We start from the raw sequence: 24,372 nt of genomic DNA on the forward strand, positions 1-24,372 counted from the left end.
AATTAGTCCAATAAAAATTGAACTAATTTGAAATAACTAGCGGTATAAATGGTAATTACTTCGGATTTCGACATTGTTGGAAGTCGTTTCGATGGTTTACCCAAAAGAAAAGGGTGGATAGTTTTATCAAAATTTGTATGAAATTCATCAGTAATACAAAAAATATCCTTATTTTTATCAATGCAAAGCATAAGACAAAAGTTTAGTTAATTTCTTGAAATTCAACACTTTAAATGTAACTACTTTTGTCTTTTTTGTGAATTTTTTATCAAATATTATTAATCGGGTTCAGCTTATCACTAATGAAATTAAAACAATGAAAGAAGAAATAAAAATTGGAGAGAAAATATTTATCGAGCATGCAGACAAATGTTTAGATTTAATAACAGGCAGCTCAAAGGAAATCAATTAAAGGAGTGGCTGTTGTTGCTTTTATTCCGGGTAATGCTACAAAGTCATGGATTTCAAAAATGAAAGTAGTTGGTGCTTTAACCGATGGCACGGCAAACTTTCTTGCCATAGCAAACTCCAAAGCCGCAGAAATGGCCGATACTTATAAAGATAGCGGTAGCAGCCCAAGGAAACCCATGTTGGGGGAATTCGGATACCAAGGCGGAGTGGTTAAAAAAGTAAATTCAGGGTATATCCTTGCCGTTTTTTCAGGAGGTAGTGGAGAACAAGATGCGGAAGTGGCCAATGAGGGTTTAGATTGGTTATATAAATATTATGGGCTGACTGACTAAATTTTTTGAAATGTCTCTGCCCCCTATTGTGTCATTTATTCCACAAAATAAAAACACCTCTTTTTACGGGTAGTCCATCCAGGCTACCTTATTTTTATACTTTTACCGGTTAGTAGTGTTAATTTATATTTAATCCCATAAATATTTAGGCTTTTCATTTTTGATTTTTCATAAGCGTGCAACCGTAAAATCACAAAACAGAATTAACAATACCTTTTACTTTAAATACCAACAAATCACAACTCAATACAACTAAAATTACTTCAAATAAATTAAGCTAAAAACCAACTTTTGACTTGGTGTATAATACTAAAAATAGCTTAGTGAATAAATTAAAAAAAGCAGCAATTTGAATCTGAAAACGATTTCAAAAATTGTACACCAAACCATGCCCTTTTTTAATAAACATGCCTTTATAAGATAAAAACGGGTTAAAATTGATAAAAAAATTAATTTATGACCCTGAAGTACAGCGTTTAAAATACCCGTCCGACACCAAAGTCCTAATCAAAAAAATGCTTAGGACTTTTTTTTGAATATAATCCGGTTAGGCTCTAGCCAAAATTTTAAATGTCACCACAAAATGATTATTTTGAACTTTTGGCGAAAGCCCTATTTATTATACCGCTAGTTATTTCAAATTAGTCCAATAAAAATTGAACTAAATGAAATATACAGCGGCATTATACTAGAACGATTGGACTAAAATATACTAACCAATGGTATTACTTTCCAATTATTGAATCTGTTGACAAAAACAACAACGATAAACATATAAATGGCAAATAAGGGCTATTACAACTATACAAACAAAAATCACAAACAGAAGTGCATTTAAAACTCTCTATTTCAAGTTAAAAACTTCTTTTTTATTATGCATTTAGCCCTTTCGGGCAATCCTTCCTCCTACAAATAAAAGACTATGGTATTTTCTTATAAAGAATACTAAATTTGTGTATTTTATCGATAAAAAAAGCTTTTAATCGTTTAAAACTGATTATTAGATTATATTTGATTAGTAAATTATCTGATTATTGAAAATCAATTTGTTAGCAATCTAAATTAGGACAATTATTCTATTAATTATAAAACATCCAATCTAGAATTTTCTGAATACAACTCAACTATTCTCGATTGCTATTAAACCGAAGAAAAACATGAAAAAAACTACCCCACTAAATATCAGACTGATTTTACTGTTGGTTTTTATTTTTTCTATACAAATAGAAGCACAACAAGCACCTACTTCCCCTCAGGTTCCTTTTTTACAAAGGACCTCGGCGGCCACTCCTGCCCAAAAAATATATAACGTCAAGGGCGATTTTACAATGTTGGGCAATACCAACTTGACTCTTTCTACTTATGGTGCAACAACTGATAATGAAAATAGTGCAATGAAATATGTCGATATTGATGGCGACCCCACTACTTTGAATTCCTCCACGGCCACTCTTGAACTCTCCAATGGAGGTGAAAATGGTGCCACCCAAAATTGCTCCACTATTCTTTTTGCAGGGTTATACTGGACTGGAAAATCAGACGACGCTGATAGCTTTACTGCTACGAAAGAATCGCCGATGGAAGCCTCAAAAAATGTTACCCATAATACCACTACCAATATTACAAACACCAATTATAAATTAACCGTAACTCTAGGAGGAAGTTCCGGTAATTATTTTCCTATTTATACTTTTACAAATTCTTCAAATCCAACATTAAAATATGCTTTTAGTTACACCAACGTAAATGGAGCTAATAAGGTTTCTCTTTCTATAAATGGAGGTGCTGCAAATAATATACCATGCAGTTATAGCACCTCTGGAACCAACTCAACAGCTACATTTGACACTCCTTATGCAACAACTACTGACGGAACAATTTTAAAAATCAACAGCTTAACAAGAAACACGTCAAAAACATTAACTGAAGTTCAATATCAGGATCCTTCGAATTCTGTAGCAAATGTTCAGGTATTTGGAATCCTAACAAAAAATTACGACAAAAAAATAGTATCGTTAAAAGGTCCCGGAGCTACGACTTATACCTCCATCACGGCAAAACCTAACGGCGCCAGTTCTGATATCCGTTTTTCCGGAGCTTCCCAAAGTGGAATTTTTGTTGGCTATCAAGAGATTACCGATTATGTAAAAACGCATGGTCCGGGAGCTTACACGGTTGCCGATTTAGCTTTGAAAGAAGGAACGAATTCCAATCCAGGTTTATCGGGAGGTTGGGGAATGGTTGTTATTTATTCAAATCCTGTAATGAAAAGCCGTGCCGTAACTCTTTTTGATGGTTATGCTTATGTAAACGGACAACTTGCTGCTGCTTCTCCTTATACTGCTCAGGGCGAATATGGAAATATTCCCATTTCAGGATTCACGACAGTTGGTTCAGGACAAGTAAACATGAAACTGGGCGTAATGGCAGCTGAAGGAGATGTAGCATTACTAGGAGATTATTTAGCGGTACAAAAATTAAATAATGATCCAACAACTTATAACACTACTAACTATTTAACGTTAACTAATCCAAGTAATAATGCAACCGATAACTTCTTCAGTTCTTCCATTTACCCAGTCCCAGCCGCGGGTACAAGCAGTCCTAATTTAGTAAACAATACAGGGGTTGATTTTAGTATGTTTACAATTCCTAATACTGGTAATTTGGTCATAGGAAACAATCAAACATCTACAACTTTTAGATTTGGCTCCTCTTCTGACGTATTTACCATATTTGGTTTTGCAATGTCAGTAGATGCCTATATTCCTGAACCCGCGGGATTGACAACTGTAAATTCAATAAATGGTAATTCTGTCACCTACCCCCTAACGGTAAACGCATTACCTGGGCAATCTATTAATTACTCACTCAATATTACTAACGAAGGTACCGAAGCTACTAATAACACCATAGTTACCATACCTGTTCCAGCAACTGCCATTTTTCAAACAGGAACACTAACCTCAAATCTCCAAAATGGCGCTACACAAGTTAGTCCTCCAGTTTATAATTCAGTATCAAATACAATTACTTGGAATTTAGGCACTTTACCAATAACAGCTAACCATCCAGAATATGTATATGCCACTTTAGGCTTTACCCTAAAGGTAACGACAGATTGTGCCATAATATTAAGTGCTGGTTGCAGCCCCGAAGTATCTTTGGAAACAGGTACGATAACAGGTACGGGAGCCACGTCAGGATCAGCATTTACAAAGTATTTTTTTCAAGGTTACGATGGTGGCACTTGTAATTTACCAATTACCGGTTCAATTAAAGTGGCCATAGATGCTAGTTCATGCTTGACAAGTATGGCAGGCTCAGATCAAATAGCCTCATGTGGAGGAGAATATGTTACTTTAGGAGCATCAACAGCTAAAACAGGAGTTTGGTCTATCGTAAGCGGTCCTACCGATGGTAGAGAAATTTTTTCTGATACAACAAGTCCAACTTCAACTTTTTACAGCCCTAATCTTGGTACATATACTTTAAGATGGACTACAAGTTGCTCCACTACGGACGATGTAGTAGTAACTTTTATACTGTGTAATGTGGTCAATTTTGATGGAATTGATGACAACATCAACTTTCAAAATAACCATAATTTAAACAGTGGTAATTTCAGTATCGAAACTTGGATAAAATCGAATGCTAATAATGGAAATACACAAACTATACTTTCAAAACACAGTAGTCCTAGTTCAACTGATGGCTATGATTTAAGGTTGGTAAACAATTTCATTTCATTCAATTGGAACAATAATTCCATCATCGCCACTCATGCAATTGATACCAACAGATGGTATCATATTGCAGTTACTTTCGACGGAACCAACTATAAATTATACATTGACGGAATATTAGAGAAGACTGCTACAGGTGTAAACCCAGCATTGAACAGTGTTGATTGTATTTTGGGTGCTATGGCTCAAAACAATACAACTCCCTATAATTATTATAATGGTTATGCTGATGAATTACGAATTTGGAATACTTCTTTGACAGTTGATCAAGTTCGTCAAATGATGAATCAGGAAATCACAAATGATGGCAGTGGCAATGTAAAAGGAGTAATTGTACCCAAAAACATCAGTGGATTAAGTTGGACTAATTTGTCTGGTTATTATCAAATGAATCGAACAAGCGACATCAGCAATGGCTATTTAATAGACAAATCTGGCAACTCCAAAAATGGTAAATTGAAAGGTATTTATGTTCAAGAACCGGATACAGCTCCTTTGCCTTATACCTCCAGAGTTGATGGCGATTGGGAACAAGATAACAGTTGGACTAATTATCCTGTTTGGGATGTGCCTAATAGTATTGGTGTAGATGGAACAACAAAAATAGATTGGAATATTGTAAAAACAACTCACAATATTACTTCTAATTTCAACAAGATTGTTTTGGGATTGTTAGTAAATAGCAACACATTAAATGCTATAAATGATTCAAAAATTGAAATTTCCAGTTATCTAAAATTAGACGGTAAAATTGATTTAGTGGGCAAATCACAATTATTACAAACTATTGAGAGCGATTTAGATGTTTCAAGTACCGGATCAATAGAAAGAGACCAACAAGGACAATCCAACAAATACAATTATAATTATTGGAGTTCTCCAGTTAGTCCTATAAATGGAACTGCTAACAACATTGATTACACTGTTGCCGGTATAATGAAAGACGGAACTACATCAACACCGCAAAACATAAACTGGGTTAGTGGTTATGATGGATCGCCTAGCTCCCCTATTAGCTTAGCGCGATACTGGATCTATAAATTTGATAATTCTGCAAATGCTTATGCTAACTGGTCACAAATAGGTGAAACAGGTGCACTCCGGGTTGGACAAGGGTTTACACTAAAAGGAAGTGGGGCGTTATCAGGAACTCAAAACTATACCTTTGTAGGGAAACCAAATAATGGAACAATTGCTTCAAATAGTGTTAGCGCTGATCAGTTGCTTTTAACCGGAAATCCATATCCTTCTGCAATGGATGCCAATGCATTTATAAATGATAATTTAACTTCTATGGATGGTACTTTGTATTTCTGGGAACAGTATACAACAAACGACACCCATATTCTACGGGACTATCAAGGTGGTTATGCCGAAAGAAATTTAACTGGGGGAGTAGCACCAACTTCTTCGGGAGTAGATTTTATAAGCGGTTTAGGTCTCAGCACAAAAGGAGCTCCAAACCAATATATTCCTGTGGGACAAGGTTTTTTTGTAAATGGAAAAACTGGGGCAGGCGGAACTGTTACTTTCAAAAATAGTCAAAGGAGTTTTCACAAAGAAGATGAACCTGAGATTGGAATTGGGGTTGGTGGCTCCAATATTATGTATAAAACTACAGCCGGCAATAAAACACAAAAAATCAAGAACTTTAACTACAGTGACCCTATAGCAAAAGACACTATAATGAAAATACGCTTGGGTTTCGAGTCCAATAATTTGTACCATAGACAAGTATTGCTTGGATTTATGAATGAAAAAGCAACCAGTGCCATGGATTATGGTTATGATGGACTGAATATGGATGATTTCCCTAACGATATGTATTTATTGAATGGAGAAAACCAATTGGTAATTGAAGGCGAAGGCTTTTTTGATGCAAATACCTCCTACCCTATTGGCGTAAAAACGGATGTTGCGGGAACCGTAAAATTTATGGTTGATGACCTGGAAAACTTTGACCCAAAACAAGCCATTTTCATTTATGACAGTATTGCCAATACCTACCATAACATTCGAAATAAATCATTTGAAGTTGACATGCCTATTGGAGTGAATAATGCCCGTTTTTCACTTCGATTTAAGGATAAAACATTAATCGGGAAAAATTCAATCGATGATATTAAAATCATACATATTCAAAATGGAAACATACTTATAATCAACAATAAACTATTGGATGTAACTGTTCAAAAAGTAATTTTATTTAACATTGAAGGTCAATCTATCGCCACCTGGAATATTGAAAATCAAGAACAACAAAATATTCAAATTCCTATTAAAAAAATAAGTTCAGGAATATATATTGCTAAACTTAAAACCTCAAAAGGAGAAATTAGCAAAAAAATTATCATTCCTTAGATAAAGAAATAATGAACTTAAAAAACTGTCTTTTCAGACAGTTTTTTTTTGTAAATAAATGAACCAAAAAAGAAAAACCATTAAAAAAATTTAATTTTTTTTAAACATGTAGTTTATCGGTAGATGAAATCCTTTCATCGAAAAAAAGATTCTATTTAATGAAATAGTTTTATAAATACCTAACTTTGAAATAGATAATACTACAAAACCATAATTATTTAAAGAAACCTATTTGGCTTTGCAAGAGTTAATCTAGTTATTTTTTATTGTGTAAATTTAAAAAAAGAATTATACCATAAAATGATAACGGGTTGATTATTTTTTCATTAAAAATAATACCACTACAATAAACATTATTTTTCTTAAAAAACTGCATGGTTATTCGATATACAATTTAGTTGAAATCTCAATTGTTCGATTTTAAAGTATAAAATTTATGAAAAAAATTTATACTCATAATATAAACCAGAAGCATTTAAAACTGATTCGGAAATTTTAAGTTACTATTAAAATATTTCGCCATGGTTAAAAAATTACTTATACTAAAAAAAAAGACTTCCCTTACTTTAGGGTTGCTATTTATTGCCTTTGTGGGTATTGCTCAAACACAAACTTTTACCTCAAATGGCACATTTACCGTTCCTGCCGGCGTTACTAGTGTAACAGTTGAAGTTTGGGGAGGCGGGGGAAAAGGAGGAACAAGAACCATGGGAACTTTCGTTTATAGTGGCGGCGGTGGCGGTGGTGCTTATGCAAAAAAAACAGCAGTAACCGTTGTCCCAGGTACAGCCTATACTGTTACCGTTGGAACAGGCAGTACTACTACCGCTGCCGGTGGGGACTCGTGGTTTATTAATATTACTACAATCTTGGCAAAAGGTGGATCTAGTGGTGCAAACGATTCATCAACCGGAGCGAATGGAGGCGCAGCTGGATCATGCATTGGAGATACTACCTATTCAGGAGGAAATGGAGCCAATGGATCATCAGGGTCGTCCTATGGTGGCGGTGGCGGGTCATCCGCAGGAACATCCTCAATTGGAACAAATGCAACCAATGCAACTGGAGCCACAGCACCAGCCGGTGGAGGTAACGGCGGCAATGGCAGATCCGGTACTAATGGAAATGGAACAGATGGTATTTCACCAGGTGGTGGTGGCGGTGGTGCACTAAGAACTAGTGCCAATCCAACAGGTGGGATTGGCGCAAATGGTCAGGTAAAAATTACATGGGTTTTGCCTCAAGAAATAAACATCCAAGGAAACGCGACCACTATTGTAGATGGCGATATCACTCCCACTATAACAGATTGGACTGATTTTGGTTCTACACAAATTCTGTCTACACCAATAACGAAGATTTTCACAATACAAAATACAGGTGGAACTACATTAACTATAGGTGCAATTTCTTTTTCCGGCACCAATACCAGTGATTTTACAGTCACAACAGCACCAAGTGCCTCTGTTGCTGCTGGATCAAGCACAACCTTTGTGGTAACCTTTAATCCGAGTGCTGCAGGAACAAGAACCGCTGCAATATCAGTTGTAAATAATGACAGCGACGAAAACCCGTATGATTTCGCTCTCCAAGGAACGGGAACACAAACTTTTTTTGACAGTGATGGGGATGGAATCTATGACAATATCGATATTGATGATGACAACGACGGTATTTTGGATGCCTCCGAGGAAACAAATTGCAATAATTCAAATGGATATAAAGTAAATTATAAATTTTTGAACGAAACCTTTGGAGCAGGAACTAGAACAACAATCAACACAACTTATGCAGCAACTACCACTTATTGTTATGCAGATGGAACTGCCGGCACAAATACCGCAGATTGCCCAACGCTAAGTGATTACAGCTTAAATGACGGGGAATACACCGTTGGGTCAAGCGCACAAATTGCAACTTGGGCAGCTAGTTATTGATATAATGGTGTAGATCATACTGGCGATGCAAATGGAAGAATGGCTATGTTCAACGCCTCCTACTCCCCAGGGATTTTCTATACCGCCTTGATAACAGGTGCCTTGCCCAACATTCCAATTACCTATAGTTTTTGGGTTCTTAATTTGGACAGAACTGACGCCCCGGGTATCGCCACCAGGTTACGACCCAATATTAAAGTGGAATTCAGGGATATTAATGACGTCGTATTGGCTACAATAAATACTGGAGCCATTGCACCAACTACAAATGGAAATCTAGCTGGGGACTGGTATCAATTTACGGCTAATTTGAACTTAAATGTGAACGCTTTCAAGGTGATTTTTATAAACAATGAAACTGGTGGTTTAGGGAATGACTTGGCGATTGACGACATCGTGATTACTCAAACCTTATGCGATAGAGACGGAGATGGTATTGCCGATGTATTTGATTTGGATTCAGATAATGATGGTATTGAAGATGTAGTTGAGGCTGGTATGGGAAACTTAAGCAATGGAAAAGGAAAAATAGACGTGACTTGGGTTGATGCAAATGGAAATGGACTTCACGATGACGCCGAAGCCACAGCAGCATTACCAGCTTTAGATTCTGACGGAGATGGCCAACCTAATTATATAGATTTAGATAGCGACAATGACAGCCTTTTTGATGTGGATGAATCTGGAACCGGCAATAGCAATGCAGCAGTCGGATATGTTAATGGCGATGGCGATATCACGGGTGACGGAAGAGGAGATGGACCGGAATCAGAAACTTTTAGAAGCAAAGACACAGACGGCAATGGTATTAATGAACTTTATGGTGACGGAATATTGGACATTTATGATTACAATAATGGAGCTTACGGAAATTTAAGCCAAGGAACTGCAAATGCAAATCCTGCAACCACCTATCTAAAAGATACCGATGGTGATGGGATTCCTGATTATTTGGACATAACATCGAATGGTTCCACTTTTGATATTGCAAATAATAAACTTATCTATGACTATAAAACTATAGACGCCAATAATGATGGCATTATTGATGGCGCAACAGATATTGATAAAGACGGAATTCTAGATACTTTTGACACGAATACTGCTTACTTCGGTTCTCCAAGAGATTTACATACCAAATTATTCCTTGACTTTGACGGTCGAAACGATTATGGTCAAAGCACGGCACTTCTCGGTGGGCTATCAAGTGCTTCACTAATGGCTTGGATTGATTTGAATTCTGCTTTCTCAACCGATGGAGTTATTGTGGGACAAAATAATTTTCAAATACGAATTACGAGTGCCAAGAAACTGGAAGCGGTTATAAACGGAACTGCATATACTTATAACACGGTTTTAAATGTTTCTCAATGGTACAATGTCGCAGCTACTTATGATGGAACCAATTTAAAATTATACCTGAATGGTGCCCTAGTAATGACACAAGCTAAAACCGGAGCTATTGCTGCCGATGCATCACTTCTTACCATAGGAAAAGATCCAAGTACAAATACAAAATACTTTAAAGGAAAAATTGATGAAGTACGCGTTTTTAACGTGGCCTTAAGCGATTCGCATTTACAGAGAATGGTCTATCAGGAAATTCAAGATACGGGTTCACAAATAAGAGGTGCAATTGTTCCTAAAAACATTGCCACATCGCCTGCATCATTGTCTTTTGCTAATTTATTGCGTTATTACAGAATGGATGTCTATAAAGACGATATTATTGATGACTTGACAACTCCAGCAACTGATCTTACTGGAACCAAAATCTATAACCATAAAAATATTTATGTGCAACAAGCACCAATGCCTTTCTTAACGGAACGAACTGGAGATTTTGCCACGGCGGCAAACAGTCCTACCAAAGAAATTAGGGGAATGGATATAATGGATCAGGACTGGTCTATTGTAAAAGTGCAACACGACATCACGGAAACCTCAAACAACATTGATTTGGGTATGCTGGTGGATCCAGGAAAAAACATCGTGATGAATAATGATACCAAAATACAAAATGATTGGTATCTAAAACTAGACGGAAAAATAGACTTAGTTGGAAAATCACAATTGGTTCAAACAACAGAAAGTGATTTAGACGTTACAAGTGCCGGTTCGATAGAAAGAGACCAGCAAGGGCAATCAAACAAATATAATTATAACTATTGGTGTTCGCCTGTAAGTCCAATTAACATCACCGCCAATAACACCAATTACACCGTTGCTGACATGTTAAAAGATGGAACCACGTCAACTCCACAAAACATAAATTGGGTTGCAGGATATGATGGATCAGCTACATCACCCATAAGTTTAGCCCGATACTGGCTTTATACATTTGATAATTATGTCAATGCCTATGCCAATTGGGTTCAAATACTGGAAACCACTCCAATCCGTGTGGGTCAAGGTTTTACATTAAAAGGAAGTGGAGCTGCCTCAGGAACCCAAAACTATACCTTTACGGGAAAACCAAACAATGGTACAATAACAACAAATACCGTTGGCGATGATCAATTATTATTAACCGGTAATCCGTATCCATCTTCATTAGATGCTGATGCTTTTATAACTGATAATATAAGTTCTTTAGAAACTTTCACAAGTCCTTCTACTGATGGCACTTTATATTTTTGGGAACATTACGCTACTAACAACACCCATGTTTTACGTGATTATCAAGGGGGATATGCTGTAAGAAATTTAACTGGTGGATTAGCCCCTTCTGCAGCAGGAGTTGATTTCATTAGCCAATCAGGAACTCCTTCAAGAGGTATTCCTAACCGATATATACCGGTTGGTCAAGGTTTTTTTGTGAACGGTAAAGTTGGTTCGGGTGGAACCGTTACTTTCAAAAATAGTCAAAGGGGCTTTTATAAAGAAGATGATGCCGTCTTTTCCAATATTATGTATAAAACTACAGCCGGCAATAAAACACAAAAAATCACAACCAATAACAACAATGACCCTATTGCAAAAGACACTATAATGAAAATACGTTTGGGTTTCGATTCCAATAATTTGTACCATAGACAAGTATTGCTTGGATTTATGAATGAAAAAGCAACCAGCGCCATGGATTATGGTTATGATGGACTGAATATGGATGATTTCCCCAATGATATGTATTTATTGAATGGAGAAAACCAATTGGTAATTGAAGGCGAAGGATTTTTTGATGCAAATGTCTCCTACCCTATTGGCGTGAAAACGGATGTTGCGGGAACCGTAAAATTTATGATTGATGACCTGGAAAACTTTGACCCAAAACAAGCCATTTTTATTTATGACACTATTGCCAATACCTACCATAACATTCGAAATAAAGCATTTGAAGTTGACATGCCTATTGGAGTGAATAATGCCCGTTTTTCACTTCGATTTAAAGATAAAACATTAACCGGGAAAAATTCAATCGATGATATTAAAATTACCCATATTCAAAACGGAAACATACTTATAATCAACAATAAACTATTGGATGTAACTGTTCAAAAAGTAATTTTATTTAACATTAGTGGTCAACCTATAGCAGCTTGGAAAATTGAAAATCAAGAACAACAAAATATTCAAATACCAATCAAAAGTATTAGTTCCGGCGTATATATTGCAAAAGTAAAAACTTCAAAAGGAGATATTAGCAAAAAAATTATCGTTAATTAATAAAATCCCATTTCACAAAAAAGCTTCCTGATATTGGGAAGCTTTTTTGTTTAAGAAAACCAGTTGAATGCCGTCAATAAACTAAAGCAACGCCGCTTTTAAACCTTCAAAATCTATCAAAACCTGTTCTCCGGAAATCAAGTTTTTCAAGGCAAACTTCCCCTCGTTCATTTCGGTTTCCCCTACGATAACGGCAAAAGGAATCCCGCGTTTATCGGCGTGTTGAAACTGTTTTCCCACTTTAACATTATCAGGATATAGTTCCACTTTTATTCCAAAACTTCTCAGTTTTGTTATGGCTTTCATCGAATAAAAGGCTTCCTTTTCTCCATAATTGATGAACAACGCCTTTGAAGTAGAAGTCACGGTTTCAGGGAATAAATTCAATTCTTCGATAACCAGATAAATCCTGTCCAACCCGAAGGAAATCCCCACTCCACTCATAGCTGTAAGACCAAAAATTCCGGTCAAATCATCATATCGTCCGCCACCACCGATAGAACCCATTGCAACCATTTTTGGTGGAGCCACTTCAAAAATAGCTCCTGTATAATAATTTAATCCACGAGCCAGAGTTACATCTAAATCTAAAATTGCTTTATTCAAGCCAAGGTTTACCACGTTGTCACAAATAAATCGCAACTCTTCAACGCCTTTCATTCCTTCTTCGGAAGCGGCCAATAATGCGGAAAGTTGACGTATTTTCTCCGAAATTGTCCCGGTGAAATTGAATAAAGGCTGCACTTTTTCAATGGCAGATTCCGAAATTCCTTTTTCAATCATTTCCTTTTTCACTCCGTCCTCGCCTATTTTGTCGAGCTTGTCCAAGGCAACCGTAAAATCGATCAATTTATCTTTGGCACCAATAACTTCGGCAATTCCCGAAAGGATTTTTCGGTTATTGATTTTAATCGTCACGCCTTCCAATCCCAATTCACTGAAAACCGAATCGTATAATTGAACCAATTCCACTTCTTGCCACAAGGATTTCGAACCCACCACATCGGCATCGCATTGGAAAAATTCTCTGAAACGCCCTTTTTGCGGACGGTCGGCGCGCCAAACGGGTTGGATTTGGTATCTCTTGAATGGAAACTCAATTTCGCTTTGATGTTGCACTACATAACGGGCAAAAGGAACGGTAAGATCATAGCGCAAGGCTTTCTCGGAGATGCTTGAAGTCAGCTTATTGCTTTCTTTATTTTGCAATAATGAAGCATCGGCTTTCGCCAAATAATCTCCCGAATTCAATATCTTAAAAATCAAACGATCACCTTCTTCGCCGTATTTTCCCATCAAGGTTTCGGAGTTTTCGAACGAAGGGGTTTCTATAGGTTGGAAACCAAATTTCTCAAAATTACTTTTGATAATCGATATAATATATTGACGTTTTGCCACCTCAGCCGGTGAAAAATCTCTTGTTCCTTTTGGAATGCTTGGTTTTTGAGCCATTATTAATTGCAGATTTTAGATTGCTTCGCCCGTTCGCCCTTTTGGCTCGGGTGCAGATTTTAGATTTGTATATCCAAAATCTTATTTCGTTCAGGAAATATAAATTCTATCCCGATATCGGGACTTAAATCTCAAATTTCCTCTTGCAAATATCTTGTTTTTAAAATAAATATCCACTCTTCTAAAACAAACTTGTAACAAAAATTGTAATTTCGTGTCAAATAGCCACTATGTTTAAATTATTCCGAGAAAACGTCCGAATTGCACTGGGTTCTATTAGGACGCAATTGTTGCGCACTATCCTTACCGTGTTGATTATCGCCATTGGAATTACGGCATTGGTCGGGATTCTGACAGTCGTTTCAGCCTTGGAAAACACCATTTCAACAAAATTTGCATCAATGGGAGCCAATACTTTCAACGTCAATCAATATGGAAACACCATTCGAAGACACGGAGGCGAAGAAAGAGAAATCATAAATCCCATCATTTCCTATCCTGAAGCCGTGGCATTCAAAAACAAATATAAATATCCGCTTACCGAAACATCACTTTCCTTTACGGCAACTTCTATAGCCGAAGTAAAATATGAAGCCACCAAAACTGACCCTGAAATTACCATACTAGGTGTCGATGAGCCATTTATCACCAACTCGGGTTTGGAAACAAGTTCGGGACGAAATTTTACCCCTTTTGACATTCAAAACAATACCTATAATTGTATTGTAGGCTCGGATTTTGAAAAAGGACTACTCAAAGATGTAAACCCAATCGACAAAATAATCTCCATTCGGGGAGCTAAATTTAAGGTTATTGGTGTTCTAAAAGAAAAGGGATCCACCTTTGGCAACAGCCAGGATTTAAGGATTTTAATCCCTATTCAAGTGGCTCGCTCCTTGTTTACCGCACCCAAAATAAATTATACCATAAGCGTTATGGTCGCCCAAAAAGAAATGATGGATCAGGCCATTGACAATGCCAATAGCACCATGCGTAGAATACGGAAATTGAGTCCCGTAAAAGACAATAATTTTGCCGTGGTCCGAAGCGACGACCTCATCAACAGAATACTCAGTATTACAAAATATCTTGGATTCGCTTCCTGGCTCATAGGCATCATCACGGTTCTTGGATCTTCTATTGCTTTGATGAACATTATGATTGTTTCGGTTACAGAACGCACGCGCGAAATTGGCGTTCGAAAAGCATTGGGAGCCAAAAGAACCACTATTGCTTTTCAATTTTTTATAGAGACTTTGCTTATTGGGCAATTAGGAGGTTTTGTGGGAATTATTTTTGGAATTGGAATCGGCTTTGCCATAGCATCAGCCATGAGTTTTGTGTTTGTAATTCCATGGGGGGCAATTATGGCTGCCTTCATCACAAGTTTTATCGTTGCAATCGTTTCTGGTCTATATCCTGCCATAAAAGCGGCATTGCTTGATCCTATTGAAGCGCTTCGTTACGAGTAGTCAGGTAGCAGGTTTCAGATTGCAGAAGGCAGAAGGCAGAAGGCAGAAGGCAGAATAACTAAAATAACTTAACTTTTCAAATACAAAGATGAGATTTCAAGATTTATTAGCGTATAAAAAATCATTTGAATTGGCAATGTCTATTTTTCGTATTTCAAAAACTTTTCCAATCGAAGAAAAATATTCATTAACTGATCAAATTAGGCGTTCTTCAAGAAGTGTTTCAGTAAACATTGCCGAAGCTACGAGAAAAAGAAGATATGTTAATCATTTTATTTCCAAACTTACAGATAGTGATGCCGAAAACTCTGAAACCCAATCTTGGCTGGAATATGCACTTGCGTGTGAATATATAAATCAAGAAACTTTTGATAGTTTAACCTCAAAAAGTCTAGAAGTTGGAAAATTATTGAATTATATGATGACTAATCCCGATAAGTTTACTTAAACTTTTTAAACCTAAGCCTTCTAAAAATTTGTTACATACATTCTGTCATCTGAAAACTGAATTCTGTTTTCTACTATCTCATTCTGATAACTGAAATCTGCCTTCTGCTATCTGCCTTCTGCCTTCATCATCCTGTCATTCCCGTAAATATCTTTACGAAGTTCAATGTTTTTGAAATTCATTTTTTCGAGTAAATCAACGGTTTCTTTTCCTAAATATTGATTGATTTCGAAGAATAATTGCCCATTTTGAAATAGGTTTTTCTGTGCCAATTGGGCGATTTTTCTATAAAAAATAAGGGCATCACTGTCTTCGACAAAAAGAGCCAAATGAGGTTCATTGTCCAAAACATTTTTCTTGATTTCCTGTTTTTCCAACTCCCGAACGTAAGGCGGATTGGAGACAATAATGTCAAATTTATGATTTAACCCTTCGACTGCGCTCAGGGAGACAACTTCGAGAATATTTTTTTGAATAAAAGTAACATTCACACCGTTGATTTCTGCATTTTTTTGGGCTGTGGCCAAAGCCTTTTCAGAAATGTCAATCGCAAAAACTTGTGCATTCGAAATGTTTTTTGCCAATGCAATCGCGATGCAACCGCTTCCTGTTCCTATGTCCAGAATCTTTAATTTCTTGTCATTGCGAGTCCCGATAGCCATCGGGACGAAGCAATCTCCAATAATCCATTCCACCAATTCTTCGGTTTCCGGTCTTGGAATCAAAACATCAGCATTTACCTCGAAATCCAAGCCATAAAAACTGGTTTTCCCCAATAAGTATTGTATGGGAATTTCTTTTTTTAACTGTTCTACAATAGAATCCCAATTTTGAATTTCATCCATAGAAAAAGTTAAATCGGGATCCAAAGCCAAATCAATCCTTTTCAATTGATGTTTCTCTTCCAAAATCAAATAGAAAAAACTCTCCGCTTCGGCAGAATCATAAATTGGCGAAAGTTCTTGAATGAAATGAGTTCTATAATCCTTTATTTTCATGCTTATTTGATTCTTTGATTCTACTGGTTTTTGTGTGGAAAATAAAACCATTAAAATGTTCTTTTTAGCACACAGATAAAACCGATTCGCTTTGCGAAAACACAGATTTAAAAGGATTTTTTTAATCTGTGTTTTTTCAGCGCTTTCCCTTGGTAAATCCGTTTCATCGGCGTTCTTTTTCTTAAACCATAAAAACAGTATGTTCACAAAATAGCCAGTAAAACCGATTTTTTTTATTCCCTTTCTTAAAGCCCTCCCTTTGGGGGGGCTGGGTGAGCTAAATCATTCAACATCCAAACCGGACAAGAAACGTGACCCGTACTTCCCATTGGCGAACAAATATATTCGAAACCCGCTTTTTTATAGAGTTTCTGGGCATCATGCATGAAAGGCATCGTTTCGAGATAACATTTTTCGAAACCAAAATCTCTCGCGCTTTGCAAACACGTTTCCATCATTTGACTTCCAATTCCCAAACCACGGGTTTCGGGCAGAAAATACATTTTTTGCAATTCACAAATAGTTTCGGCTTCGTTTTCGAGTGGTGCCACTCCTGCTCCTCCAATGATTTTGCCGTCTTTTTCAACCACAAAATAAGCCGATTTTGGTTTATTGTATTCCTCAAACATTAAATCCAAATACGGATCTTCATAGGCTGTACCTACTTTCGGAATATTCAATTCGTCAAAAACTGCCCTTATTAATTGCGCAACCGATTGATTATCTTTCTTTTCAATTTTTCTAATGACCCTATTTTCCATTTTTTTGAAATACTAATTTATTATGCAAAAATAGAAATTGTTTAGTGCAATTTTCAAAAGAATCAAAACTAAATCCTAAACTCAAAAATTACTACTTTTGTAATTGTGAAAATACATGAAAAATATATACGCCGTTGCATCGAATTGGCAAAAAATGGTTTGGGAACAACGTATCCCAATCCGTTAGTTGGCAGCGTAATTGTCTATGATGGCAAAATTATCGGTGAAGGCTGGCATAAAAAATCGGGTGGGCCACATGCCGAAGTCAACGCAGTCAATTCGGTAAAAGACAAATCACTGTTGAAGAAATCCACCATTTATGTAAGTTTGGAACCTTGCAGCCATTATGGAAAAACACCTCCATGTTGCGATTTGATTATCGAAAATGAGATCCCAAATGTGGTTATTGGAACTATTGACCCCAACATAAAAGTGGCCGGAAACGGCATCAATAAATTAATTGAAGCCGGTAAAAACGTCACTGTTAGCATTCTTGAAGCCGAATGCAAAGAGTTGAACAAACGCTTTTTTACTTTCCACGAAAAGAAAAGACCTTACATTATTTTGAAATGGGCCGAAAGTCAAGATGGATTTATTGCGCCAATCCTTCAACAAGCAGAGGATGACATAAAGAAAAGAGAACCCATTTGGATAACTAATGAATTTTCGCGTCAATTAGTGCATAAATGGCGAAGCGAAGAACAGGCTATTCTTGTGGGAACCAACACTGTCATTGACGATAATCCAAGATTAGACGTCAGAGATTGGACGGGAAACAACCCCGTCAGAATAGTTTTAGACCAGAACAACCGCATTCCAAAAGACAGTCATATATTTGACAATCAAGGAAAAACCATCATTATTTGCAAATCAATTACTGCAACTAATGAAGAAAACACTATCTTTGAAGGAATAGATTTTGAACAAAATCCAGCACGACAAATCCTGAAAGGATTATACAAACACCAAATTCAATCAGTGATTATTGAAGGCGGCAGACAAACTTTGCAGACCTTTATTGACGAAAACCTTTGGGATGAAGCACGAATATTTATTGGAAACAGCTGCCTCGAAAAAGGAACCAAAGCACCAATAATAGCTTTAAAAAACATTGAAAAACATTCTATTGGCAACGATGTGCTTTTAATATCCAGAAACCATGATTAATACCATCATTTTCGATTTTGGAGATATTTTTATCAATTTAGATAAACAAGCCTCCATTAATTCCTTGAAAAAATTAGGATTATCACAATGGAACGAAGACCTACACCAATTGAATTTACATTTTGAAAAAGGACAAATCTCACGCGAAAATTTTCTGCTTGGCATTCAAAAACACGTCCCGAATGCTTCCATCGAGGAAATTTTAAACGCTTGGAATGCCATTCTTCTGGATTTTCCTTTGTATCGATTGGAATTTTTACAAAAACTATCTAAAAAATACCGCTTGTTTTTATTGAGTAATACGGATTCCATTCATATAGAAACTTTCGAACAGGAAAATGGAATTTCATTTTACAGTGATTTTTACCAATGTTTCGAAAAAGTCTATTTTTCATTTGAAATGGGAATGAGAAAACCCGATGCCGAAATTTTTAATTATCTAATAAAAAAATACGATTTGTCAGAAAAACGAACTTTATTCGTTGATGATAAAAAAGAAAATACCGATGCGGCACTTTCGCTCGGATTACAGGTATGGAATTTACAGGTTGGCGAGGAAGATATGATTGATTTATTTTCCAGAAAAGATTTACAGCTATGAAAATTTCAATAGCAATTTCAAATTTTAATAAAATCTAAAAATAAATTTGAAAGACACTTACAAAACCATTTCTTTTCCTTCATCAGAAATTCTTTTTAAGGAAAAAAACAGCAAATTCTTTGGCTATGCATTTCCCATTCAATCAGAAGTAGAGGTAAAACCCATAATCGATAGTTTGCGAAAACAACATCCCAACGCAGGGCATTATTGTTATGCCTATCAAATGGGTACTGATAGACTAATTTACAGGGCCAATGATGATGGCGAACCAAGCAACAGTGCCGGAATGCCTATTTATGGCCAAATCCAGTCTTTTGCCGTTACCAATGTATTGATCGTAGTCGTTAGAATTTTTGGCGGCACAAAATTGGGCGTTGGCGGATTGATTTCGGCTTACAAAACTGCCGCTCAATTAACACTCGAAGCCTCCGAAATAATCGAAAAAACAATAGACATTCATTATCTTGTTTCATTCGATTATAAGAACATCAATAAAGTGATGCGCGCCATCAAGGAAAAAAATGTGGAAATTATTGCCCAGAAAATGGAAATGAGTTGCGAAATCGAAATTGTTACCCGAAAAAAAAATGCCGAAATGATTTTCGACATCTTTAATTCGATGTTTGAAATAGAAATAAAGCTACTTGAATAAAATCAAAAAAAGCACTCCTAATTTTCCTTTTGACAAAAAAATAATGTCATTATTCCACTTTATCCAAAACATCTAAAATATATTGTGGCGGAGCAACAGGCCTTCCCGTTTTCATGTCCACAAATACCAAAATGGAATTGCCCGTTGTTAATAACTCACCCTCTTCACTATAGAGTTCATAGTCAAATTCTATCTTGACTGACGTCTTGTTTTTCAGAATAGTTTTTAAGGTTAGAAGCTCATCATAATGAGCCGGTTTCTTGTAGTTAATGGATAACGAAACTACGGGAAGCATAATTCCGTTTTCTTCCATCCATTTATAAGAAATTCCTTTGTTTCTAAGCCATTCAACCCTTCCCACTTCAAAATATTGGGCATAATTACCGTGATAAACGACTCGCATTTGGTCCGTTTCTGAATAACGTACACGGATTTGAATTTGATGATATTCCATTAAATTATTTATTGAAAAATTAAAATTATAAAAAGCTCCATACAATAATATTTTATAAAAATTAAATGCAAAATATTTTTTTTTAGACAATTTTATTCACATATTTGTTATCCCGAAAAAACAACGAAAATCCAATCGTTTTTTATAAGATAACATTTACCGAATAAAATAATTTAACCAAATTTATGAACAAAACTGCTCAATCAGTATGGGAAAACTGCTTGTCTTTTATTAAAGACAACATTCAAGATCAAGCCTACAAAACTTGGTTTGAACCGATCAAATCAGTTGAGCTTACCGATAACGCATTATATATTCAAGTTCCCAGCAAATTTTTCTACGAATGGCTAGAGGAACATTATGTGAAATTATTAAAAGTGGCGCTAACCAAAGAACTCGGAAAAAACGCAAAGTTACTCTATAAAATCAAAATGGAAAACACTTATGGTAATAAACAACCCTTTATGGAACAATTACCAAGTGCAAATCGTGTCCCCATGAAACCACAAGATGTTGATGCCCCGTTTAAAAACCTTAATCCGGAATTAAGAAATCCATTTGTAATTCCAGGGATTCGAAATTTAAAAATTGAGTCACAACTTAATGCAAATTATAGCTTTGACAATTTTCTGGAAGGTGACTCAAATAGATTAGCCCGTTCGGCAGGTATGGCCGTGGCCAATAAGCCAGGTGGCACTTCGTTTAATCCATTATTAATTTTTGGAGGTGTTGGTCTGGGTAAAACACATTTGGCTCACGCAATTGGAGTTGAAATTAAAGACAAATATCCAGAAAAAACCGTTTTATATATTTCGGCAGAAATTTTCACACAACAATATATCGATTCGGTAAAGAAAAATAATCGAAATGATTTTATCCATTTTTACCAACTTATCGATGTATTAATCATTGACGATGTCCAATTCCTTTCAGGAAAATCAGGAACTCAAGACGTATTTTTCCATATTTTCAATTATTTACACCAAAACGGCAAACAGGTAATCTTGACATCAGACAAGGCACCGGTTGATATGCAAGATATAGAACAAAGGTTATTGTCGCGTTTCAAATGGGGATTGTCGGCAGAATTACATCAACCTGATTATGAAACCAGAATTTCTATCCTGAAAAACATATTGTATCGCGATGGCGTAGAGATTCCTGAAGAAATAATAGAATATGTGGCCCGGAATATCAAATCGAATGTCCGAGAACTCGAAGGCGCCATCATTTCCTTGATTGCACAATCTTCTTTCAATAAAAAAGAAGTTACCTTGGAGCTTGCCAAAAGTGTTGTTGAAAAATTTGTGAAAAATGTGAAACGAGAAATTTCCATCGATTACATCCAAAAAATCGTTTCCGATTATTTTCAACTGGACCTAGAAACGCTTCAATCAAAAACCAGAAAAAGACATATAGTGCAAGCACGACAATTGGCTATGTTTTTTGCCAAGAAATTTACCAAAGCTTCCTTGGCAAATATTGGTTCCCAAATAGGTGACCGTGATCACGCTACCGTATTACATGCTTGTAAAACCGTTGACAACCTAGTTGCTACCGACAAACAATTCAAAAAATTTGTTGAAGACATCAATAAAAAATTAACGCTGTAAACGCATTATGCCCATAAAGATTTTAATGGTTTGTTTAGGCAATATTTGTCGGTCACCACTAGCCGAAGGAATATTGGCCTCAAAACTCCCAAAAGATAAGTTTACGGTAGATTCTGCCGGAACGGGCTCTTGGCACATCGGCCATCCACCTGACGTGCGCTCCATTGCCACTGCAAAAAAAAACAAACTGGATATTTCGCAACAAAAAGGAAGACAATTCACAGCAAGTGATTTTGAAACTTTTGATTACATCTATGTCATGGATAATTCTAATTATGATGATGTTAGACAGCTTGCCGAAAATCAGGAACAAACGGAAAAAGTACAACTCATTTTGAATGAACTATTTCCAAATGAAAATGTGGATGTTCCCGACCCTTATTTTGGCTTGCCTAACGGATTTGCTTCCGTTTATAAAATGCTCGATGAAGCTTGTGATATTATCGCCAAAAAACTAATTGAAAAGCACCCTTAAATTATTTGTTTTTCAACATTCAAATCACATCAATTTTTAAAGGTATCCCATTTGACTTATTAAGAATAAAAAAAGCACTAATGAAACCAACCTCTTTTCTGGGAAAACTGTATTTAATTCCAACAACTTTGGGAGAAGGCGATCATCCTATGGATGTTTTGCCTCAAACCGTAAAAAGAGCTGTTGACTTCATTGATGATTATATTGTGGAGAATGAAAAAACGGCGCGAAAATTCATAAAAAGCATTCATCCTGAGAAGATTCAAGCCACACTGCGATTAAGTGCCTTAAATAAATACACCGAAGTTTCTGAATATGCCAAAATGATAAAACCTTGTCTAGAAGGAAAAAATATTGGACTAATGAGCGAAGCAGGTTGCCCCGGAGTGGCCGATCCTGGCGCCGTGATTGTTAAATTAGCCCACGAAAAAGGGATTCAAGTGGTGCCGTTAGTTGGCCCATCTTCTATTTTATTGGCTATTATGGCCTCTGGAATGAACGGACAAAGTTTTGCCTTTAACGGATATATTCCCATCGAAAAATCTGAAAAAAGAACGGCCATAAAAAATTTGGAGAAATTATCCCAAGACAAGAACCAATCCCAAATTTTCATTGAAACTCCTTTCAGAAACAACAAAATGCTGGAAGATATTTTACAGGCTTTAAACCCCGCCACCTATCTTTGTGTTGCCACGGACATTACATTGCCAACAGAATACATCAAAACGATGAGGGCTTCTGATTGGAAAAAAACAAAGGTCGATTTACACAACCGTCCCACTATTTTTATTATCCATAAAATGTAAAAGTTGATTATATATCGATAAAATCATCCACTTATAGTTGTCCAAAAACCATTCTACACCTTTCTTAACTTTATTTTTTTTACCAAAAAATCCTATCAATATATTTGGCGACCCATTTTAAAACCTCCATCAACCAATAGGCTCGAGTTATCTATTGTAACGGTTTTTTTATCAAAAACAGGCCGGCAATTCCTGTTAAAAAAAAGTTTAGAAAACCAGTGTTTTTAACATAATTTAGATAAAATTTAACTGAAAAGGCTAAATAAATAACCTAACTTTACGAAAGATAAATCAAATTTTTCAACGTCAGTACAAATAGTTTGCCATTTAACACATTGACATATAATACATTAAAAATAAAACGCAAAAAACAGTAGGCCCCGGATATATTTGTTAATTGAAATTACTCGTACTCAATATTAATTTAAAAATCAAATACTATGAAATCATTTATTATTGTTTTGTTATTTTTAGGTTTTGTCTCTTCGTCTTATTCTCAAAAGAAAACCCAGAAAGAGAAAGAGGAGGGAAATATGGAAATGATCAATTTACCCGAAATTGTAATTAAGAAAGCCGGAGCAGATTTTTCTGTTTATATACCAGACCAAAACCCCGACAAAAGTGTAAGAAGAATTGAGGAAAAATTTATTGCTTATGACCTAGGAAAAGATTACGAAGGATCCGAAACCTATTTGTTGACCATGCAAGTAAAAAAAGGAACTCTGGCAGCAACTTATGATGAAAAAGGAAAATTAATTCGTGTTGTCGAAAATTACAAAAATGTAATACTCCCCGGCAGAGTGATTTTTTCTGTTTATAAATCATTTCCGGAATGGACGATCGTAAACGATAAATTCCTTTACTCTCAAGAAGAAGGTGATATTGTTAAAAAACAATATAATATTAAAATCAAAAAAGGCAAAGAAGTTCGTAAATTAGTGGTTCATCCGGATGGCGAAATAGTGAAAGGACTTTAATTGAACCCTTGGGTGTAATTAGTTTTTGATGATAATTTGCAAC

17 protein-coding genes and 1 pseudogene are annotated in these 24,372 nt (G+C 35.9%); 13 read left to right on the forward strand and 5 right to left on the reverse strand.

The features are described 5' to 3' along the window. Positions 1-44: 44 nt before the first annotated feature. Positions 45-191, reverse strand: a pseudogene (locus B2145_RS17770) (IS982 family transposase); the annotation flags it as partial. 279 nt (positions 192-470) lie between these two features. On the opposite strand from B2145_RS17770, the gene B2145_RS11740 reads away from it, so the two are divergent. The 4 genes from B2145_RS11740 to B2145_RS11755 all read left to right on the forward strand — a co-directional run bounded on the left by B2145_RS11740 (position 471) and on the right by B2145_RS11755 (position 12,453). Next, a complete protein-coding gene (locus tag B2145_RS11740; RefSeq protein ID WP_291102438.1) occupies positions 471-743 on the forward strand; it encodes a hypothetical protein in 273 nt (90 codons plus the stop codon). 1,157 nt (positions 744-1,900) lie between these two features. Then, entirely contained in the window at positions 1,901-6,850 is a 4,950-nt protein-coding gene (locus B2145_RS11745; protein WP_291102441.1) for a LamG-like jellyroll fold domain-containing protein, read from the forward strand. A 521-nt stretch (positions 6,851-7,371) separates the two neighbouring features. Further along, positions 7,372-8,787: a choice-of-anchor D domain-containing protein gene (locus B2145_RS11750; protein WP_291102446.1), complete on the forward strand. Its 1,416-nt coding sequence runs from the start codon at positions 7,372-7,374 to the stop codon at positions 8,785-8,787. Positions 8,788-8,826: 39 nt separating this feature from the next. Next, a complete protein-coding gene (locus B2145_RS11755; RefSeq protein ID WP_291102449.1) occupies positions 8,827-12,453 on the forward strand; it encodes a LamG-like jellyroll fold domain-containing protein in 3,627 nt (1,208 codons plus the stop codon). An 81-nt stretch (positions 12,454-12,534) separates the two neighbouring features. Here the strand turns inward: B2145_RS11755 and hisS are convergent, their stop codons facing one another. Then, complete coding sequence (gene hisS / locus B2145_RS11760; protein ID WP_291102452.1) at positions 12,535-13,905, reverse strand: histidine--tRNA ligase; 1,371 nt, start codon at positions 13,903-13,905, stop codon at positions 12,535-12,537. Positions 13,906-14,135: 230 nt separating this feature from the next. Here hisS and B2145_RS11765 point away from each other — a divergent pair, with 230 nt between their 5' ends. Beyond that, positions 14,136-15,377: an ABC transporter permease gene (locus B2145_RS11765; protein ID WP_291102455.1), complete on the forward strand. Its 1,242-nt coding sequence runs from the start codon at positions 14,136-14,138 to the stop codon at positions 15,375-15,377. A gap of 88 nt (positions 15,378-15,465) precedes the next feature. Then, complete coding sequence (locus tag B2145_RS11770) at positions 15,466-15,825, forward strand: four helix bundle protein (protein WP_291102458.1); 360 nt, start codon at positions 15,466-15,468, stop codon at positions 15,823-15,825. Between the two features lie 107 nt (positions 15,826-15,932). Here the strand turns inward: B2145_RS11770 and prmC are convergent, their stop codons facing one another. Together prmC and B2145_RS11780 are read right to left on the reverse strand one after the other, a co-directional pair. Further along, on the reverse strand, positions 15,933-16,823 hold the full coding sequence (gene prmC / locus B2145_RS11775) for a peptide chain release factor N(5)-glutamine methyltransferase (protein ID WP_291102606.1): 891 nt from the start codon (positions 16,821-16,823) through the stop codon (positions 15,933-15,935). A gap of 245 nt (positions 16,824-17,068) precedes the next feature. Further along, positions 17,069-17,584: a GNAT family N-acetyltransferase gene (locus B2145_RS11780; protein WP_291102461.1), complete on the reverse strand. Its 516-nt coding sequence runs from the start codon at positions 17,582-17,584 to the stop codon at positions 17,069-17,071. Positions 17,585-17,689: 105 nt separating this feature from the next. Between B2145_RS11780 and ribD the strand changes: the two genes are divergently transcribed. From ribD to B2145_RS11795, 3 genes are read left to right on the forward strand one after another with little or no spacing between them, the layout of a single operon-like run. Beyond that, on the forward strand, positions 17,690-18,751 hold the full coding sequence (gene ribD, locus B2145_RS11785) for a bifunctional diaminohydroxyphosphoribosylaminopyrimidine deaminase/5-amino-6-(5-phosphoribosylamino)uracil reductase RibD (RefSeq protein ID WP_291102463.1): 1,062 nt from the start codon (positions 17,690-17,692) through the stop codon (positions 18,749-18,751). Continuing rightward, positions 18,744-19,352, forward strand: a complete 609-nt coding sequence (locus B2145_RS11790; protein ID WP_291102465.1) for an HAD family hydrolase — start codon at positions 18,744-18,746, stop codon at positions 19,350-19,352. Before ribD ends, B2145_RS11790 begins: the two co-directional genes overlap by 8 nt. A gap of 40 nt (positions 19,353-19,392) precedes the next feature. Then, the gene (locus B2145_RS11795) at positions 19,393-20,004 is read left to right on the forward strand and encodes an IMPACT family protein (protein ID WP_291102608.1); all 612 of its coding nucleotides are present in this window, start codon (positions 19,393-19,395) and stop codon (positions 20,002-20,004) included. Positions 20,005-20,053: 49 nt separating this feature from the next. Here the strand turns inward: B2145_RS11795 and B2145_RS11800 are convergent, their stop codons facing one another. Further along, entirely contained in the window at positions 20,054-20,458 is a 405-nt protein-coding gene (locus tag B2145_RS11800) for an acyl-CoA thioesterase (RefSeq protein WP_291102467.1), read from the reverse strand. A 185-nt stretch (positions 20,459-20,643) separates the two neighbouring features. On the opposite strand from B2145_RS11800, the gene dnaA reads away from it, so the two are divergent. The 4 genes from dnaA to B2145_RS11820 all read left to right on the forward strand — a co-directional run bounded on the left by dnaA (position 20,644) and on the right by B2145_RS11820 (position 24,329). Continuing rightward, a complete protein-coding gene (dnaA, locus tag B2145_RS11805; protein WP_291102469.1) occupies positions 20,644-22,071 on the forward strand; it encodes a chromosomal replication initiator protein DnaA in 1,428 nt (475 codons plus the stop codon). A 7-nt stretch (positions 22,072-22,078) separates the two neighbouring features. Continuing rightward, entirely contained in the window at positions 22,079-22,546 is a 468-nt protein-coding gene (locus B2145_RS11810; RefSeq protein WP_291102470.1) for a low molecular weight protein-tyrosine-phosphatase, read from the forward strand. An 80-nt stretch (positions 22,547-22,626) separates the two neighbouring features. Further along, positions 22,627-23,352: an SAM-dependent methyltransferase gene (locus tag B2145_RS11815; RefSeq protein WP_291102472.1), complete on the forward strand. Its 726-nt coding sequence runs from the start codon at positions 22,627-22,629 to the stop codon at positions 23,350-23,352. Between the two features lie 440 nt (positions 23,353-23,792). Next, complete coding sequence (locus B2145_RS11820; protein ID WP_291102473.1) at positions 23,793-24,329, forward strand: hypothetical protein; 537 nt, start codon at positions 23,793-23,795, stop codon at positions 24,327-24,329. Positions 24,330-24,372 lie beyond the last annotated feature (43 nt).

The sequence above is a fragment of the Flavobacterium sp. UBA5153 genome (assembly GCA_002413745.1).
Taxonomy (GTDB): Bacteria; Bacteroidota; Bacteroidia; order Flavobacteriales; family Flavobacteriaceae; genus Flavobacterium.